The sequence below is a fragment of the Massilia sp. W12 genome, from assembly GCF_037300705.1.
In the GTDB taxonomy this organism is placed as follows: Bacteria; Pseudomonadota; Gammaproteobacteria; order Burkholderiales; family Burkholderiaceae_D; genus JACPVY01.
This window is the reverse complement of record NZ_CP147776.1, coordinates 1,307,738-1,326,513: the sequence shown is the minus strand read 5'-3', so window position 1 is coordinate 1,326,513 and position 18,776 is coordinate 1,307,738. Positions and strand designations below refer to the sequence as shown.

Sequence of the window (18,776 nt, the reverse complement as noted above, 5' to 3'; positions counted from 1 at the left end):
TGCCAACACGCCTGACCAGACTGGCACGCATGCGGCTATGGTTTGCAAAAGTTTGCAAAGTATATTTTGTTTATGTGAACTCTTCAATGAAACTGTAAAATTTATCTGATTTGTCAGTTTTTTGCATCGAAGTTATACTCCGCAGATCATGAAAACCACTCCCCCACCCGCACAGATCATCAGTGAATTTGTTCAGCAATGCCGGCGTATTCTGGGCGAGAGCCAGGATGCGTTTGGCGAGCGTTACGGCTGTAAAAAGCCGAACGTCTCGGCCTGGGAATCGGGCCGGCACGCGCCTTCGGTCGCTGAAATGGTGAATATGGCCGAACTTGCCAAATTGGATTTACCGGAATGTGTGGCGCAAGCCGCGCGCGCCGGCTTGCAACGTATGCCACGCCAGCGCAACAGCATCAGCGCAGACGCCGCCAGTCTGGCGCTGGATGTGAGCCAGCGCCATGCGGCTTTTGCCAAACTGCCGTCGCATGTGCGCGGTGAAGTCTTTTTGACGCTGGTGAATTTGATCGATGGCGGCTTGCGCCCGGACTGCCTGCACAGCGCGCTGGATCAGTTATGCAAGATCCACGAAAACAGCGCGGCGCGGCAATTTCATGACTTGCTGCAAGCCGCGCAACACGCCACGCCGCAAGGTTTGCAAGCCGCGCTGGCTCTGTTGCAAAGCCACACGGTGTTTTCTGCGGCAGCGCGCGCCCGCATTGCGCATTTCCGGCAAGCGCCTGAACGTTTGCAAAAAGCGGCCTTGGCTGCGCTGGAGATAGCCGCCACGCCGGCAGAGGTGAGCGAGGTGGAATTGGCGACAGCATGCCAGAGCGCGGAGGGCTGCGCATTTTTTGATCAGATACTGGGGTTTGATATAGCGCAGGTGCAGGCGAAGTCGGCGTGAGTTAGCTTCAGCGCCTTCTCTCCAGCCAGTTTTGCGTAAGTAATATGAAGTGATATTAGACATGAATCAATCAAACATAGAATTCAGCGACATCAGCAAAGAATTGTCATTGAGGTTAGCAATTGCAATCGCATGGTTGGCTAATGGGGAACGTTACTTCATTGAACTAACGAATTCGCTTGTAAGCGATTTGAATTTCTACATAGCATTAGCATTGCAAACCGGAATAATTTCAGCTTGTTTGCTTACACTCAGCCTCAAATTGAAGAAAAAAATTCCCATTTTGCAAGATTTTATTATCATTTACTCAATTGATGCGGCAATCCAAATTATTGGATTTATACTATGGTGGTTTGGTTTTGATAGCAGGATATGGTCAATCGCCAATTCTTCTATTGGTGTGATCAAGATGTGCAGAATATGTTGGCCTGATCATGGGTTTATTACTGCGTTATCTCATTTAAAACCATGGCGTCTGGCAATTAAAATGCCAATGGGAATTTTGACACTCTGTTCCATCTGCTTTATTTATGTCACTTGGCATGGTTATTCTCCTACCTCTCAATCAGAGCGTGCAGAAATGCGCGCGCTAATTGCAATGATTATTTTTGCATCATTTACATGCTTAATGGGAAATATTATCATCAACCGTATCGTAAAGATAGCACAAGACCGACTATCCGCACTCACACAATTGACCGCCATGAAAGCAGGAAACAGCGATATCAGTCGAACTTGCCAACGTATTCTCGACAAATTACAAACCGCCACTGCAGAGCAAGTAATATTGGTCGAGCATTATGCTCAGGTTGTCTGCAATTCTCCACGACCAGCGGCGAATGAAGCTAACTTTGACCGTGCCATGTGCTACGCTATTGGAAAAGATGGAAATCATATTATTATGTGCACACCATATAATAATGAGTCGGCCCTGAACAATTCAAATTAAGGTCAACAAATGCAATCTGCGGTCAGACAAGGTTTTCCCTCAGGAAATCTGAAGCTGCAAAGAAACGCAAGGAAGGCCAAAAAAAGCCGGAGCTTTCGGAGGATCATGCGCAGATTGTGGCCGCAGCCGCATAACAAAGCATGAAAGGCATCACCATCAGCGCCTTTCAACCAATTTCTGCTCAATCTTCCGTCATTTTTCATATGTCCAATCACCGGTTCAATTGCGCTTCGCCGTCGGATATCCCGCCGAAGTCGCGCTGTGATGTTGCGCTTTAAACGTCGATGGAAGACTTTAACGCCGCTTGGCGCTGTGCCGCCGCGATAGCCCAAATCTGTAAATGCCTCTTTTGGAAGGGTATCTGTCAGGATGGCCGCTTGTTCCAATGCTTCGTATAAAGTATGGCCATCGTATGGGTTGCCGGGCATACTGCGCATCCCCACCACCAAGCCTTCTTTGTGTGTCACCGTAATCGAAACCTTCACACCGAATTCATATGGCTGCCGGGCCTTTCCTTTGGAGATGCATTCAACTTCCGGCGCATGCAGGCTATAAAGTTTATTCTTGTCATTTTTTTGTTGCGTCAGCAGGCGCTTCGCTTTGGCCAGCAAGTCGCTGGCTTTCTGCTTCACGCTCTCAGACTTGTTGGCGAGCTTGCGCTCCACATCCCGATAAACGCGCCCCACCAGCGTCTTGAGCTTCTTTAAACTGCCGCGCATGCGTTTGAACTGCTTGGCGTGAGCATAACGCGCTACTTGCCCGGCTAATTTTGGCGCCTCACGGTTATAGTTTTGCCGCAAATCCAACTTTTCCTCAATGGCAAATTTGACCAGATGCTGCCTGGCGCGCTCCAGCAATTTTGCGTCGGTTGGCCACGTAATCGCTTTTTCTTGCACTGTGCTATCAACGATCACCTTCTCAAAGCTTTTTTGTTCCACCACCTTGGCTTTTTCTGCTGCTTTGATTGTCTGCGTCAGCATCCATTCCAGACCTTTTTCTCCAATCCGTTTGCGCCAACGCGTCAGCGAACTGGGGTCAATTGGCGGGTGATGTTGAAACCAAATTTCCCCGCAAAACAATTGCCAATATGGATTCTCAACCCATCCCCACACAACATCTTCGTCAGATAACGCAAATGTGTGTTGCAGATACAAAAGGCCTGCGATCAGGCGCGTAGAAGTTGCTGGTCTGCCTCGCGATGACGGGAAATGCGTCGTCCATTCCCTCTCGAACACGCTCCAATCCATCAAATCGGCCAACTTCACCAATGGATGTTTGGGGTTGACCAACTCATCAAGCCTTTGTCGGAACATATCCGCGCTTACTGTCCCCGTCGGTTTCGGCCCCATTTGCCCCTCCGCTTTTTGCCGGAAATGAATTCTATTTTAATCATTTCTTGCAATTCTGCGGTCTCCATTCCTCAATTTTTTTCAATAAAATCAGGAGGTTGGGAATTGTTCAGGGGAGACTAATGAAGAAATCCTGCTTCATCGTGAAAATGAGGGTTGGTTCTATTCAGTTGATAGTCAAAATCATATTGGTCCATTTCCTGATCTTGAACAAGCAAAATTAATGGCTGCCATTTCAATGGAGATTGAGACGCCCCCTTGCATATTAAACTGGAAGATTCACCCAAACATGGAAAGCCATGGCCAAGCTGGCAAATTTTCCATCAAAGGTGTCAATGGTGAATTGATGTTGATCTTAAATAACAATCCTGTCGGCATTTTCCGTTACAGCCAACAACTGTACGCCAGAGCTGAAGCATTGGAATTTGAAGCGCGGCAAAAAAGTGCGGCATCCAGAAAAAACTTTTTCAGGAATGAGTAAGCGTGGATGCAAGTCGCAAAATAAATATTCAGAGCTAGCCACAACGATTCACGCAAAGCGCTAATGCTGAAATACTTTGGTCGGCATCTGCTCATGAAGTGAATTAGTAAGGTCGGAGATCGATCGATCACAGGAAGCTCAAGCGATATCCATTTGCAAAAGACTGGATTCCCGCTAAAAATTTCGGGAATGACGGCACGGCGTTCGATGAATTAAAAAGATGCTGACAGGCTCTGGCCGAGGTTTTTTCAACACCCGGTTAAATAGTCTCTCATTCGCATTAATTACCCCTTGAGAAATAAATCTCTCCTTCGTGGTATTTCTCTATTATCCATTTTTCACCTTCTTGAAATATCCAGCAATCCCAATCCTCTGCGCATATTTGCGTTGCACATCTTGCAAGCTGCAAGCAATCAATGATTATTGGTATAATGTTTGCATCTGTCCACACAACAATAACATTTCCAGATAAGCACTCTTCTTTAAGAATTCGAGAAACTGCGAGTGCAGCTTCGGCATCATTAGTCGGCCCTGAACAATTCAAATTAAGGTCAACAAATGCAATCTGCGGTCAGACAAGGTTTTCCCTCAGGAAATCTGAAGCTGCAAAGAAACGCAAGGAAGGCCAAAAAAAGCCGGAGCTTTCGGAGGATCATGCGCAGATTGTGGCCGCAGCCGCATAACAAAGCATGAAAGGCATCACCATCAGCGCCTTTCAACCAATTTCTGCTCAATCTTCCGTCATTTTTCATATGTCCAATCACCGGTTCAATTGCGCTTCGCCGTCGGATATCCCGCCGAAGTCGCGCTGTGATGTTGCGCTTTAAACGTCGATGGAAGACTTTAACGCCGCTTGGCGCTGTGCCGCCGCGATAGCCCAAATCTGTAAATGCCTCTTTTGGAAGGGTATCTGTCAGGATGGCCGCTTGTTCCAATGCTTCGTATAAAGTATGGCCATCGTATGGGTTGCCGGGCATACTGCGCATCCCCACCACCAAGCCTTCTTTGTGTGTCACCGTAATCGAAACCTTCACACCGAATTCATATGGCTGCCGGGCCTTTCCTTTGGAGATGCATTCAACTTCCGGCGCATGCAGGCTATAAAGTTTATTCTTGTCATTTTTTTGTTGCGTCAGCAGGCGCTTCGCTTTGGCCAGCAAGTCGCTGGCTTTCTGCTTCACGCTCTCAGACTTGTTGGCGAGCTTGCGCTCCACATCCCGATAAACGCGCCCCACCAGCGTCTTGAGCTTCTTTAAACTGCCGCGCATGCGTTTGAACTGCTTGGCGTGAGCATAACGCGCTACTTGCCCGGCTAATTTTGGCGCCTCACGGTTATAGTTTTGCCGCAAATCCAACTTTTCCTCAATGGCAAATTTGACCAGATGCTGCCTGGCGCGCTCCAGCAATTTTGCGTCGGTTGGCCACGTAATCGCTTTTTCTTGCACTGTGCTATCAACGATCACCTTCTCAAAGCTTTTTTGTTCCACCACCTTGGCTTTTTCTGCTGCTTTGATTGTCTGCGTCAGCATCCATTCCAGACCTTTTTCTCCAATCCGTTTGCGCCAACGCGTCAGCGAACTGGGGTCAATTGGCGGGTGATGTTGAAACCAAATTTCCCCGCAAAACAATTGCCAATATGGATTCTCAACCCATCCCCACACAACATCTTCGTCAGATAACGCAAATGTGTGTTGCAGAGTAAGCGCCCAACGCCCCCATCTCGATCAGACCTGAATCACAGACCCAAGCGGCAATAGCTCATCCAAGCGATTGGCTGGCCAAGTGGGCAATTTGTTGAGCGTATCAAGCAGCCATTCGTATGGATCAAGGCCATTAAGCTTTGCCGTGGCCAGCAAAGACATGATGCAAGAGGCGCGATGGCCGGCGCGTTCTGTGCCGTAAAACAGCCAGTTCTTGCGCCCGATGGCCACCGGGCGCAAGGCATTTTCCGCCGCATTATTATCTATCGGCAAATCCCCGCTGTGTGCATAGCGCACCCGCGCAGGCCATCGGCTGAGGGTGTACACGATCGCTTTTTGCAAGCCGGAGGACGGACTGGCGCGGGCGCTGGTTTCATTCAGCCAGGTCTCGAATTCCGCTAACAGAGGCAGACTTTTTTCCCGTCGCAAATCCGCGCGTTGTTCTACGCACATGTCTTTTGCTTCGCGCTCAATTTCATATAACTGAGCAAAGCGATGCAAGGCTTCGGTGGTGATGGGCGTTGGACGTGCTGCGTGCAAATCGAAGAATTTGCGCCGCGCATGCGCCATACAGCCCAGCTCCACCACGCCGCCAGCAAATAATGCCTGATAGCCGGAATACGCATCCGCCATCAAATAGCCGCTCCAGCCCGCCAGCATGTTGCGCGCGTGCTGTCCCTGGCGTGATGGCTGATAGTCATACACCACAATCCGTGGCCCAGGCTCCATATCGTTGCTGCGGTACACCCATTGATAGCCGCGCTCGGTTTTGCCGGTTTTCGGCGCTAATTGCGCCACCGGCGTTTCATCGGCATGCAAGCAGCGCCGCTGTCGCAACAATTGCGCCAAGCGATCCGCCAACGGCGCCAGCGCCACGCCTGTACGTCCTACCCACTGCGCCAGCTTGGTGCGGGACAGGGGCACATTATGGCGCTCACCGATCTGCTCCAGGCGATACAGCGGCAGATGATCGAGATATTTCGACACCAGCAACCAAGCCAGCACATCGTGCTCAACGCCGCCGCCGTCAATAATCGACGGTGCGCTGGGCGCCTGATGAATGGATTGGCAAGCCTGACAGGCATATTTCGGATAGCGGTGACGCTTGACGCTGAACACTGCCGGCTGCACCGATAATTTTTCTGTGACATCTTCGCCAACTTTGCGCATCGCTTTGCCGCATTCCGGGCAGTCGCAACTGGCCGGCTCGTGCAACACGTCTTCGCGCGGCAAGTGCGCCGCCAGCGGCAGGCGACCAGGGCGCTTTTGTTTGACCGCTTCTTTTTTTGGGGACGCTGCTGCGAGCTTATCCAACTCGGCTTGCAGCGCCTCAATATCGGCATCCAAATCTTGCTCAAACAAATCGCGCTGCGTGCTGTCAGCCATGCGCTCACTCTTGATGCCGTAACGCATGCGGCGCAAGTACGTGACTTCTTGATGGAGTTTTTCGTTTTGCTGGCGCAGTTGATCCGCATAGCTTTGCACTTGTGCGGCTTGCTGCTCTGCATGTGTGGCGCGTTGTGCGAATGCAGCAGCTTTTTGCTCTGCCTGCGTGGCTTGCTCAATGAGCGCCAACAGCTCTTCCCGTAGCGGGGACGGGATGCCTTCGGTGTGTTGCAAGCGGTGTTTTTGCGCAATGAAATCCATGCCTGAAGTGTAACGCTTTCAAGCGCTTTTTCCTGCGTAAACACCATCTTTTTTGCGGTTTCTTTCATGGGATTTTTTTACCTGATCAAGAACCAGTCGGATCGTTGCCAAAGCGCATTTCAATACAGCCAGGCGGGGATGTGGGCAGCGCTCAGACGGCGCCAATCCACGCCTTTACACAGCCATTCCCATTGTTCTGTGTTGAGCAGAAACACTTGCGCGCCCGGTTCCGGCCAGGTGAAGCCGCCTTGATGCAGACGGCGCTGGCACAGCCAAATGCCGCTGGCGTCAAACACCAGCGCCTTGAGGCGATTGTTGCGCCGGTTGCGAAACACGTATGCAGCGCCATCCGACGGCGTGCGTCCCAAGCTGTGCTGAATGCGCGCGGCCAGGCTATCGATGCCGGCGCGCATATCCATCGCCTCTTGCACCAGCCAGATTTGCTTAGGCTGCGGCCAGCTCACGCCAGCTCTCGCAATAAAGCAGCCAGCCATTGCGCCGGAACATGCAGCGGAATATGCAACCGCTGCGCGCCGCATTCCAGCGTCAGATTGCCGCTGATGGGGGCAGAAATGGCGCCAGTTGGCGCTTGTGCGGCAACCAAGGTCAGCGGCGCGCTTTCAGATCCGCTGCGGCTGCGCTTGATCCAGTATTGCAGGACCGGCAGATTGATTTCGTGCTGCCGGCAATACGCGCTTTGCGTTTGCCCACTCATGCGCCACGCCCGCACGTGCGCGAGCCATTCTTCTCTGCTTTTCTTCGGTGATTTGCTTTGCATACTTGCCCCTCCAGTTTGATGGGCACAGCATGCGCGGGTTTTGTGGGCTTGGGGAGATGGGGCGGTTGGGCGCTTACGTTGCAGATACAAAAGGCCTGCGATCAGGCGCGTAGAAGTTGCTGGTCTGCCTCGCGATGACGGGAAATGCGTCGTCCATTCCCTCTCGAACACGCTCCAATCCATCAAATCGGCCAACTTCACCAATGGATGTTTGGGGTTGACCAACTCATCAAGCCTTTGTCGGAACATATCCGCGCTTACTGTCCCCGTCGGTTTCGGCCCCATTTGCCCCTCCGCTTTTTGCCGGAAATGAATTCTATTTTAATCATTTCTTGCAATTCTGCGGTCTCCATTCCTCAATTTTTTTCAATAAAATCAGGAGGTTGGGAATTGTTCAGGGGAGACTCATTATTAAATTTGCATAGCTTTTTATTATTTACTTTACTCCAACCAATTCTACCTTCTGGAGATATAACATAGCCCCTTTTAATAATTTCGCTTTCAAGGTCAACTCCCTCCATTATCTCAACAACTTGCCAATCTCCCCCTTTCGAAAGTGATGAAGAGCGAAATTTTCTTGTAATCATGAATTTCTCCTAAGTAATTTCTTGATAGTCTTCTCATTTCCTGGAATTTAATTGCAAATTTCTTAGCGCAATCTCCTTTCCCTATTTCAATATTAATATGTGGACCTTTGTCTGGATCATAATCTAGGCGATATCGCTTGAATGTACCATCTACATCCATGCCATAAAAACCGACAACCTTATCCTTTCCCACACCGAATTGCCCAATTTGTTGTACCCTAGACTCAGGTACAATTGATCCAAGCTTTTTAAGGGCCAAATTCCGCGCCTGTTCAAATGACTGTGTCTCTATTTCCATTTCTTTCTTGGCGGAAGTATTACAATCACTTTTCGTGCCTATTCAGCCTCTACGAAGCCGTGAAATTACCCTTTAAAATCAAAGGGTTGCAAAATCGCCGATGTTTTGCAAGAAAATTTAAGAAGTCCATATAAATCAATGGGTTACGAATTTTTCCGCGAAATATCAAGCCTTTCTCCATTTAAAAAAAGACTTCACCTGGAAATATCACCAACGTAACTCATTGATTTGCATAGAAATTTTCACGCTTAATAGTAACATTAAATTAGCAATATTAACTATCATGCTGAGTGAGCTCTACTATGAGCGTAAGCTGTTGTTTTTAAAATAGAATTCATCAAAAAAAGCGTGCGAGATCACGGATTCAGGTATTATTCAGATTCCAAATTCTGAAAGAATTTACCAATTCCAAGCCATTTTTTGACATCTGTTGTTGTCTCCAACTCATCAACACAACTCATTATTGCTTGATGCATGCGATAGTCATTTAGTTTCTTTTTATCTATTCCATTAGATCGCAACAACAATCGTAGCTCTTCAGCCCCACAAACATCAACTATTGCCTCGAAATATTCTTGCAACATCCCTTTATAACCAATCACAAAATTATCATAATGCAAATCCTCTCGCAAGTACCAATCTACAAGGAATTTCTTTGCATCAACTGGATTCACTTCTAATAAAAGTGAAAAAATAGTATTTTTAAATAAACCTTTTTGCAAAATATTTTTTAAATTGTCATAATTGTTTCGTGCAAATTCCAACACATCTTCGCTACGTCTAGCTTCATCAATTATAGTTAACCCTTTCTCTCGTGAAACCTGCGTTATTTGATCGCTAATATCAATTATTTTCATTAACCAAAATAGAGCGTCATGATCAACATTTTTTCTTGACAGATCCATATCCAACTATCCTTTCTATTCCAACATTATCTTTGATCTTCCAATCAGCAACACCACCTTTGGTCATGCCTTTCAGAGCCACATTTAATCCAATCGTGTTGATATCCACATAACAATCAGCTCCTAGTGCTCCGGTGCTGTGCTTAATTTTTTCCGGGTTACAAGGTTTAACATGTACGGAAGTAACACTTATCCCTCCTCTACTATCTGATGGGTCATATGTAAAACCACTCTTTCTAAATTGTTTGCATTCTTTGCTAGGCATAAACCTTCGCACGACCCCCGGATTTTGAGGAATAGCGTTCATCCCTACAGGATCAACCCATTCAATTACATTAGGTGCATATAAATAGAAATTCTCCCCACCCAATAACCCAATCGGATCCTGCGAAACAAACCTTCCCACTTCCGGGTCGTAATACCGATAGCGGTTGTAATGCAAACCGCTTTCCGCATCGAAATATTGCCCCTGGAAGCGCAAAGGCTGGCTGGCGTGTTTGTCCTGGATGTCGTGCAGCTTGCCCCAGCTCAGGCGGCGCGCTGACCATTGTGCGATGCCGTCTTCGTCCAGCAGCTCCAGCGGGGCGCCGATGTGGTCGCAGTGGTAGTAGAGTTGTGCGTCTTGCGCCGCCAGGCGCGCCGCGCGTTCTTCTCTGATCGCCTGGATTTGGTGGTGCCGCCATTCTTCCCGCGCGTGTTGCAGGGCCTGGCAATGGCTGTCACAGGCTTGCGCTTGCGCCAGCTGGTCGCGTGCGCTGGCCCAGCCTGGCGCCGGCGGCAGATACACTGCACTGGCGGCGAATTCTTCCTGTTCGTGCCGGCTCACTGTGCGCGCCATCGGCACGAAACTGTCCGCTTCGTACAGATAGGTGGTGCATTCCCCCTGTCCCGCCGGCAGGGGACGGGTGGCGTGCGGGCTTGGCAGGTCGGCGCTGTCGTAATCTCTGGCGCTGTGCCGGCCGCTATGGTTGGCGCTGTGCATGGCCGGCTGCCCCGGCAGGTGCTGGGTGAAGCGGATTTCCTGCTGCAGTACGTCGCCATCCCAGACAAAGTAATACAGTTCCGCCCCTTCTTCCTGCAGCCGGCCTTGCGCGTCGTGGCGCGCGCTGTGTACGTATTTGGCGATGCGGCGCTGGAAGGCGTCATACACATAATGCGCGCGGTAGCGCCGTCCGGCGTAGCTGCGCTGCATGCTGCTTAAACATTGCTGTGCGTCCCATGCATATTCGCTCTGATCTTCCAGGCTGCCATGCTGCAGGCTGCGTTTGATCATATTGCCCTGTTTGTCGTAGGCGTAACGGCAGCCGCCCCATTGTTGCAGCAGATTGTGGGTCAGCCGGCCCAGGCCGGGCGGCGCGCTGATTTGCGCTGCGTTTGGCCCGGTGTTTGTCCCGGTGTTTGTCGCTGCGTTGGGCTGATTGGCGCTGTCTTCTTGCAGTAAATTGCCTGCCGGGTCGAAGGCGAAGCGTTCGGTGTGGCCGCTTTGCGTGGCTTGCAGCAATTGGCCCAGCGGGTCGTAGCGGTATTCTTGCAAACCGCGCCGGCTGTCTGTGATGCGCTGCAGGTGGCCGGCGCGGTCGTATTCATAGCTGCGGCTTTGCTGGCTGTGTGCGCTGTACAGTGCGAAGCGGGACAGGCGCGATTGTGCGTCGTAGTGTTTTTCCAGTTCAATGCCACGGCTGTTTTGCTGCGCGCCACGGCGGTAGCCGATGTTGCGCCGCACTTCGCGGTGCAGCGCGTCGCGTTCGATGTGGGCGATTTCCTGTCCCTGCCACATGGTTCCATGCCAATGCCCGGAACCATAGCGCAGCCAGTCCAGCCGCCGCCCGTTCGGCAGCACGCTGGCGGTGCGGTTGCCTAAGGCGTCGTATTCGTGGCGCGTCAGCAGCGCGATGCTGTGCGGCAGTTCGTCATGGTCTTGGCTGGCCGCGCTGGCGGCGGCGGCTGCGCTGGCGTGCTGGTTAGCGTGCTGATTGTTTTGCTGATTGTTTTGCTGATTATTTTGCGCTGCCGCTTGCGCATGCAGGGTTTGCATCGCGCTGCGGATCTCTGTTGGCAGGCGCAGCAGCTGCCGCTCTTCCAGCAGGCGTCCGAGCGCGTCATAACGCATGCGCATGCTGGCGTGCCGGTTTTCCACGGCGGTGAGCCGTCCCAGCGCATCCCAATCAAAGCGCACCGTGTCATCCGCGCTGTTGCGCGCTAAGATGCGGCCCAGCGCATCGCGCACATAGTGCGTTTGCGCGCCGGCGCTGGCGCTGCTTTGCAGCCGGCCCGCCGCGTCGTATTGGTATTCTGTCACTTTAGCGTCAAAGCCGGTTTCGCGGATCAGCCAGCCTTGCCGGTTGTAGGCAAAGCTGCAGCGCTCGCCGTTGGCGTTTTCCAGCATGCTCAAACGCCCCATGGCGTCATAGCCGTAACGCATGCGCTGCCCCAGCGCATCAATCCGCTCAACCGGCAATTGCAGATTGTTGTAGCGATAGCGCGTTTGCGCTCCGCCTGTGTCAGTGTGACAGATTAAATTGTCAGCCGCGTCCCATTCCAGGGTTTCGCTCAGTCCATCGGGGTACATCACTTGCAGCAGGCGGCCCAGCGCATCGTAGCGGTAATTGGTGCTCTGTCCCATGGCATCGGTCTGGCGCAGCAAATTGCCGCTGCGGTCGTAGCTGTATTCCGTGCTGCGTTGCGAGCAATCGGTATGCCGTATCAGCCGCCCGGCGGCATCGTATTGCAGACGGGTCTGGCCGCCGCGCGCGTCTTGCACGCCGTTTAAGCGTCCTTGTGCATCCCAGGCATAGGCGGTGCAGTGTCCCAGTGCGTCAATGTGGCGCAGCAGTTGCCCGCCTGCGTCCCACTCCATGCGGGTCTCGCCGCCCAGCGCATCCTGGATGCGGATGGGCCGATTGCCGGCGTCATACTCAATGCGGGTGCGCGCGCCGCAGGCGTCGATTTGTTCAATCAAATTGCCATGCGCATCGTAGCTGTATTGTTCGGTATGTCCGTTGGCGTCGCTTTCGCTCAAGAGCCAGCCTTCGCGGCTCCAGCGCCGTTTGCCAAGTTGCACCGGGCGTTCCGGTTCATCTTGCATGCCGGGCTGCCATGCCTGGTAGGCTGTCACCAGCCAGGCGTCATTAAAATAGTACAGATGGCGACTGCCGTCGGCCTCTGTCACTTCGGTGCTGTCTTCATCCAGATAGCGGATCTGCACCCGCTCCGCGCCGTCCTCCGCACCGCTGACGATGGCGCGCGCTTGCTGGCTGCTGCTTAAGCGGATCGGCGCATGGGCTGCGCACTCGGCTTGCCATGCGGCGCATTGTTCCGGCGTCATACTGCTCAAGTCGCGCCGCCAGCTGGCGCGCAAGGCCTCCAGGCTGATCCATTCCAGCGTGAAGCCATGTCCCAGATAATCGGTGTAGCGCTGCAGCAGGTGCAGGCGGTAGGCATACTCGCGGCGCGCATCCAGGGCATTGCGTTGCGCCGTCAGATTTAAGCGTGGCGGCAGTTGCAGGAAGGCCGGATGCGGCAAGCCCTGGTTTGCCAAGGCAGGGGCGTGTTGCGCTACTTGCTCCTCGCCGCCGGGCCAGCTGTCGGCTAGCGGCGCGAAGCCTGGCGGCGGCGCAGCACAGGCCCAGTCTTCTGTCCCATATTCATAGCGCGCCATACATTGCGCTGCGCCATCCTCGAAGAGTTGCCAGACTTCGCCGATCACTGGTTGGCTGTGCGGGCTGTGTTGCGCCGCGCTCTGGCTGCGCACCGCGCGCAATACCGTGCCGTCGTCGCCCTGCACTTCGAGCATCGCCGCGCCGGGGGCGGCGGCGAAGTCGCGCAGCACACGATAGCCCTGGCCATTGGCGGCTTGATGCCGGTTTAAGTGATAGCTGCGCACCGCCAATGGCGCGCCGGGACGCAGCATGGCGTTGACGCCATCATGCCCGTGCGGCAGCCAGCCATCCGGGCCGCGTGTGAAGCGGTCCTGGCTGCCGTCCTGCCAATGCAGGATGCATTCTGTCTCGCTGCTGCGCTCCAAGGTAAAACCTTCGCCGGGGACAGCATGGCGCTCGCCAACTGCGATGCGCGGCAGACGCAGCGCGCGCCCGCTGGCGTCGTGATACACGATGCCGCGCCGCGAGATCGACAGGCTGGCGCTGTAGGGTAAAGACCAGCGTGCGCCCAGCACGCCCCAGTCTTGCGCTGCGCTGCCGGAGCGGTAGCAGCGCGTCCATTCCAGTCCCAGGCTGCCGCGCGTGACGAAATCGGTCTGATACAGAATTTCTTCACCGGTGCCAAAGTGTACCGGGCGGCGTGATTTGACCGGGCGCGGATTGGCGCCGCCAGTGGCGCAATTCTTAGGACACTCGTCCTTGGGCTTGTCTTGCTTGGGTTTTTTACCCGGTTTGATTTTGCCGCCATCGCGTCCGCTGCGGTTGGCTGGCGGGTCTTTGGCCGGCGGTTTGGGTGGCTTGGCGGGCGGTTTGGGGGCCGGCGCGCCGGGCTTGGGCGCTTTCGCTGCGCCCTTGGGCAAGAGTTTGCCGGCCAGGCCGCGCAGCTTGGCGATGGGTAAGAGTTGCAATGCATTGCTGCCGATTTGTTTGGCGCTGGCCACTAAATCCGGGGTTTTGCCGTTGAGGATGAAGTTGGCTGCGTCGTCCAGCAAGGTGGCGCCGGAATCGACCACGGCCCCGGTTCCGCCTACGCCGGCGGCCACTACGCCGCCGGCGGCGGCCCCGCCTTCCATCACCACCGCCACCGGCGCGCCAATCCCGGTGGCGCCGACGCCCAAGCCGGCTACGCCCAGCGCCGCGCTGCCGACGCCGATTTTACCGCCGGTGTCCATGGCATCCTGGCCAAAGGCGTGAAAGGCTTGCGATTTGCCGTTTTGCCACTCGCGCGCCAGCGGTTGCAAGCTGATGCGCACGTTTTCTGCTTTCTGGTGAATGCTTTGCAAAATACTGGCGCCTTGATCCAGCAAGGCGTTGCTGCTGGCTTTCACCTTTTGATTCACTTGTTTGGACAAGTCTTGCAGCTTTTGCGTGACTTTTTGTTCGGTCTGTTTAAAGCCTTGTTGAAATTTAACCGTCCAGTCGGCCTGGGTCGGCTTGGCCGGCTGTGCGCCGCGCTCCTGAATCTGTCCCACTGTGTTGCGGTCATTCATCCACACCATGTGGCCAACTTCGATGGTCTTGGTGTTGTTTGCGCCATAGCTGCTGGAAAAGCGCAGGCTCTCCACCCGTTTGCCCACGGTATTGCTCTTGACGCCCTTGGCCACCCCGGGTTCGTCCCCGGTGACGGTGGGAATCACGCTTGTATTGTGCAAAAACACCGGCTCGCTGTGCGTTTTAAGGGTTTTGCTGGGCTTGCTGGTTTGTTTGAATTCGCCCTTGATGGTGTAAGGCAAGGGTGGCGTGGCGGGGCCGACCGGCGTTTTACAAAAATCCGGCACTAAGCTCACGCAAAAGAAGCGGCTGGATTGGGTGACGGTTTCTTTAGCCATGGCGCGGCTCCAGCGGGGGGCGGCGCAACCCCAAGCCGCCCGGCGCCATCTGGATGGCCTGGCGGGTAGCGGCAATGAGCTGCGCTTGGCAGCGATGGGTGAGCATGGAAGACGGCATGGCGACAGGCGAATCAGTTTGCCCGCACTTTAGCATATTGCGCCCGCCCGGCCATGACGCAATTGCATCCACCGCTCAAGCGCCATGCGCACGGCGCGGCTTTTGTAATCCGTATTTTTTAAAGAATTTGGCGTACATTTCCAAAGGCATGCCAGGGTAATAACCGCGTTGACGCGCGACATGAATCAGCTGATGGCGGGTTTCCACATTGAATTTGCGATAAATACCGGTCAGAACATTTTTGGTGCGCCCGGTGGACAGATTGAGTTTCTTAGCAATTTCAAGGTTTTCCATATTTTCGTTGAGCAAGAGCAAATCCAAAATACCGCGTTCGCGCTCGCTCAATTCCGGCACAAGTTCGCCCATGTGGCGCACCGTAGATAAGACCTGATCCGGCGAAAACACATATTGCTGCGCCAGCACTTGTTGCAAGGCGGCGCGCCATTCTGCCGGCTGGGTGGACGGCGGTAAATAGCCGTGCGCGCCCATAATGATGGCGTCGGCCAGGGTGTGCGAATACAAGGAATAGCCAAACAGCACGGTCGGGGTTTTATAGCTGACACATTGGCGCAAAGTAATGCCGAAGTGCTGCCCGCCGCGCCATTGGGTATCGAGCAAAACCAGCGCATGATCGCCCTGCTTTAGGCCTTCGGCCAGTGTGGCATGGGGCGGCAAGGCTTTGAGAACATATTCCGGCCCCAGCATGACGCTCAAACCTTGGGCCACAGCAGCATAATCGCTCAGCAATAATAATGTATGCATGATTTCTCCTATTGAGATGAAGGTCACCCTTACCATGCCAACACGCCTGACCAGACTGGCACGCATGCGGCTATGGTTTGCAAAAGTTTGCAAAGTATATTTTGTTTATGTGAACTCTTCAATGAAACTGTAAAATTTATCTGATTTGTCAGTTTTTTGCATCGAAGTTATACTCCGCAGATCATGAAAACCACTCCCCCACCCGCACAGATCATCAGTGAATTTGTTCAGCAATGCCGGCGTATTCTGGGCGAGAGCCAGGATGCGTTTGGCGAGCGTTACGGCTGTAAAAAGCCGAACGTCTCGGCCTGGGAATCGGGCCGGCACGCGCCTTCGGTCGCTGAAATGGTGAATATGGCCGAACTTGCCAAATTGGATTTACCGGAATGTGTGGCGCAAGCCGCGCGCGCCGGCTTGCAACGTATGCCACGCCAGCGCAACAGCATCAGCGCAGACGCCGCCAGTCTGGCGCTGGATGTGAGCCAGCGCCATGCGGCTTTTGCCAAACTGCCGTCGCATGTGCGCGGTGAAGTCTTTTTGACGATGGTGAATTTGATCGATGGCGGCTTGCGCCCGGACTGCCTGCACAGCGCGCTGGATCAGTTATGCAAGATCCACGAAAACAGCGCGGCGCGGCAATTTCATGACTTGCTGCAAGCCGCGCAACACGCCACGCCGCAAGGTTTGCAAGCCGCGCTGGCGCTGTTGCAAAGCCACACGGTGTTTTCTGCGGCAGCGCGCGCCCGCATTGCGCATTTCCGGCAAGCGCCTGAACGTTTGCAAAAAGCGGCCTTGGCTGCGCTGGAGATAGCAACGACGCCGGCAGAGGTGAGCGATGTGCAATTGGCGACGGCCTGCCAAAGCACGGAAGGCTGCGCATTTTTTGATCAGATACTCGGCTTTGACGTGACGCAGGTGGAGACAGGGAAGGCGGCATGAATAACGCTCATTGCGACAACGACCGCGCTCAATGCGTGACACGACGCCCGTTTGCGGCGCCTGAAAAATGCTTGCGGGGTCATTATCTCAGCAGGCGCATCCAGCCTGCGCCGACAATAGCCAGAGTGAATAGCTGAATAAAATAATGGATTGCCATTTGAAGATGCAACGTGACACTGATCATGCATCAGAAATGAATATGGCGTGACGCATGCGCCGGGCAGCTTGTTTCAATGACTTGCCACATGATAATATTGTGTTTACGTTTGTAAACACAGGTGATTTCATGGAAACAATTTTCAGTTTGCATTACAACAGTTTTGCCGTTCTTCCGCTTGATTTGTCGCAACAAATTCACATTGATGTAAGTGGAGTGGTACAATTTTCTGAACATCTGCCAACTCACCAATACATGCCTGAGTTTGAAATGCCAGAAATCCCAACACAATCCAAGTTAAATTTAACAACTTCAATCCCAAATCAACATGCGCAGAGTGACGGGTATTCTAGATTTTCCGATCTCGCACCAATGATAAATACCCCATACGATCCCCCACCGCCAAGATGAAAATGAATAAAATCCCAACAAATCCTCATTATTTGGAAATCCTTTTTAGGATACTAGTTGGTTGTGCATGGTTTAACTATGGTGAAAAATACTATGCCATAATAACTAAAGCATTAATGCCTGACTTGAATTTTTATATATCGACATTCATACAAGCAACATCCATTTTTATTTGCTTGCATTGCATGGCAAAATTACCCGCCAGAAAATATCGCCTACCAATATTGCAAGATATCTCATATATATACTTCTTTGACTCACTCATTCAATTGCTTGGCTTTGTGCTTTGGTGGGTAGGTTTTGAAAGTTGGCCTTGGTTAATTGCAAATTCAAGCATTACAGCGATCAAACTTGCCCGCCTATGCTGGCCCGATCATGGCTTTATTACAACCCTACTACCCATCGAACCTTGGCGTATAGCAATCAAGAAACCATTCTGGCTTTCTGCTTTGCTGGCGATCTGTGCAGCATATGTTTTATGGCATGGCTATTCTCCGAGTTCGCAGTCAAATAAAGTGGGGTTGAGGGCATTAATTACAATGCTTATATTAGGCTCCTTTGGTTGCCTCATTGGGAGCTACTTAATCATTCGTCATTTCAAGCAAGTAGCAGAAGACCGCCTCTCCGCACTCACACATCTCACTTCAATGAAAGCTGGCAGCAGTGATATCAGTCCAATGTGTCAGCGGATCATAGAAAAATTACAGCATGCCACAGTGGAACAAATGGCCTTGGCTGAAGGTTATATTCAAGTGGTTTGTACGGACAGCAGACCTGCTGCCAATGAGACGGATTTTGACCGCGCCATGTGTTATATGATGGGTACAGGCGGCAATCATATCATTATGAGCACGGCCTACAGCCGGGAAGTGATATTGCTGCACCGCGAAAATGGCGTATGGTTTTATTCTCTGGACAGCCAAACCCATCTCGGCCCCTTTTCCGACCCGGATCAGGCAAAAAAAGCCGCTTGTATCGCACTGGAAATTACGAGCGAACCATGTTTATTGAATTGGTGGCTCTACCCAAATATGGAGAGTAATGGTCAAGCCGGCAAATTTTCCATTAAAGGCGTAAATGGTGAATTGATGTTAATTTTGAATGGTGCTGCTGTTGGCGTTTTCCGCTACAGCCAACAGCTATACGCCAGAGCAGAAGCGCTTGAATATGAAGCGCGGCAAAAACGCGCCACATCCAGAAAAAATATTTTCAGCGGCGAGTAAAGGTGGGGTCCGGCCAGACCCAAAAACCAAGAGCAACACCCCCGCCCTTGTCGGGAATGGATTTATTGCTTGAAAAACAAAGG

12 protein-coding genes and 2 pseudogenes are annotated in these 18,776 nt (G+C 52.6%); 6 read left to right on the top strand and 8 right to left on the bottom strand.

The features are described from left to right. Positions 1-148 precede the first annotated feature (148 nt). Both V8J88_RS05455 and V8J88_RS05450 read left to right on the top strand, forming a co-directional pair. Positions 149-901 carry a helix-turn-helix transcriptional regulator gene (locus tag V8J88_RS05455; protein WP_338848286.1) on the top strand — a complete coding sequence of 251 codons (753 nt, stop codon included), beginning with the start codon at positions 149-151 and terminating at the stop codon, positions 899-901. 61 nt (positions 902-962) lie between these two features. Beyond that, the gene (locus V8J88_RS05450; protein ID WP_338848285.1) at positions 963-1,850 is read left to right on the top strand and encodes a hypothetical protein; all 888 of its coding nucleotides are present in this window, start codon (positions 963-965) and stop codon (positions 1,848-1,850) included. A gap of 2 nt (positions 1,851-1,852) precedes the next feature. On the opposite strand, the gene V8J88_RS05445 is transcribed toward V8J88_RS05450, so the two are convergent. Further along, positions 1,853-3,199 carry an IS5 family transposase gene (locus V8J88_RS05445; protein ID WP_338844876.1) on the bottom strand — a complete coding sequence of 449 codons (1,347 nt, stop codon included), beginning with the start codon at positions 3,197-3,199 and terminating at the stop codon, positions 1,853-1,855. A 223-nt stretch (positions 3,200-3,422) separates the two neighbouring features. On the opposite strand from V8J88_RS05445, the gene V8J88_RS05440 reads away from it, so the two are divergent. Next, positions 3,423-3,680, top strand: a complete 258-nt coding sequence (locus V8J88_RS05440) for a hypothetical protein (protein WP_338848284.1) — start codon at positions 3,423-3,425, stop codon at positions 3,678-3,680. A 551-nt stretch (positions 3,681-4,231) separates the two neighbouring features. Here V8J88_RS05440 and V8J88_RS05435 read toward each other — a convergent pair. From V8J88_RS05435 to V8J88_RS05405, 7 genes and pseudogenes are all read right to left on the bottom strand, one after another. Beyond that, positions 4,232-7,027 (bottom strand): annotated as a pseudogene (locus tag V8J88_RS05435) (IS5 family transposase). Between the two features lie 119 nt (positions 7,028-7,146). Beyond that, positions 7,147-7,491: an IS66 family insertion sequence element accessory protein TnpB gene (tnpB, locus tag V8J88_RS05430; RefSeq protein WP_338844870.1), complete on the bottom strand. Its 345-nt coding sequence runs from the start codon at positions 7,489-7,491 to the stop codon at positions 7,147-7,149. 392 nt (positions 7,492-7,883) lie between these two features. Next, positions 7,884-8,090 (bottom strand): annotated as a pseudogene (locus V8J88_RS05425) (IS5/IS1182 family transposase); the annotation flags it as partial. Positions 8,091-8,161: 71 nt separating this feature from the next. Next, positions 8,162-8,392 (bottom strand): hypothetical protein, encoded by a 231-nt coding sequence (locus V8J88_RS05420; protein ID WP_338848282.1) that lies wholly within the window; start codon positions 8,390-8,392, stop codon positions 8,162-8,164. A 669-nt stretch (positions 8,393-9,061) separates the two neighbouring features. After that, positions 9,062-9,595 (bottom strand): hypothetical protein, encoded by a 534-nt coding sequence (locus tag V8J88_RS05415; protein WP_338848280.1) that lies wholly within the window; start codon positions 9,593-9,595, stop codon positions 9,062-9,064. After that, entirely contained in the window at positions 9,570-15,083 is a 5,514-nt protein-coding gene (locus V8J88_RS05410) for an RHS repeat-associated core domain-containing protein (RefSeq protein WP_338848278.1), read from the bottom strand. The genes V8J88_RS05415 and V8J88_RS05410 overlap by 26 nt, the downstream gene beginning before the upstream one ends. 193 nt (positions 15,084-15,276) lie before the next feature. Next, positions 15,277-15,963 carry a LuxR C-terminal-related transcriptional regulator gene (locus tag V8J88_RS05405; protein WP_338848276.1) on the bottom strand — a complete coding sequence of 229 codons (687 nt, stop codon included), beginning with the start codon at positions 15,961-15,963 and terminating at the stop codon, positions 15,277-15,279. A gap of 183 nt (positions 15,964-16,146) precedes the next feature. Here V8J88_RS05405 and V8J88_RS05400 point away from each other — a divergent pair, with 183 nt between their 5' ends. The 3 genes from V8J88_RS05400 (at position 16,147) to V8J88_RS05390 (ending at position 18,693) form a co-directional block, all read left to right on the top strand. Then, positions 16,147-16,902, top strand: a complete 756-nt coding sequence (locus V8J88_RS05400) for a helix-turn-helix transcriptional regulator (protein ID WP_338848275.1) — start codon at positions 16,147-16,149, stop codon at positions 16,900-16,902. A gap of 286 nt (positions 16,903-17,188) precedes the next feature. Continuing rightward, on the top strand, positions 17,189-17,470 hold the full coding sequence (locus tag V8J88_RS05395) for a hypothetical protein (protein ID WP_338848273.1): 282 nt from the start codon (positions 17,189-17,191) through the stop codon (positions 17,468-17,470). Then, the gene (locus V8J88_RS05390) at positions 17,467-18,693 is read left to right on the top strand and encodes a hypothetical protein (protein ID WP_338848272.1); all 1,227 of its coding nucleotides are present in this window, start codon (positions 17,467-17,469) and stop codon (positions 18,691-18,693) included. Before V8J88_RS05395 ends, V8J88_RS05390 begins: the two co-directional genes overlap by 4 nt. The last annotated feature ends 83 nt before the right edge of the window (positions 18,694-18,776 follow it).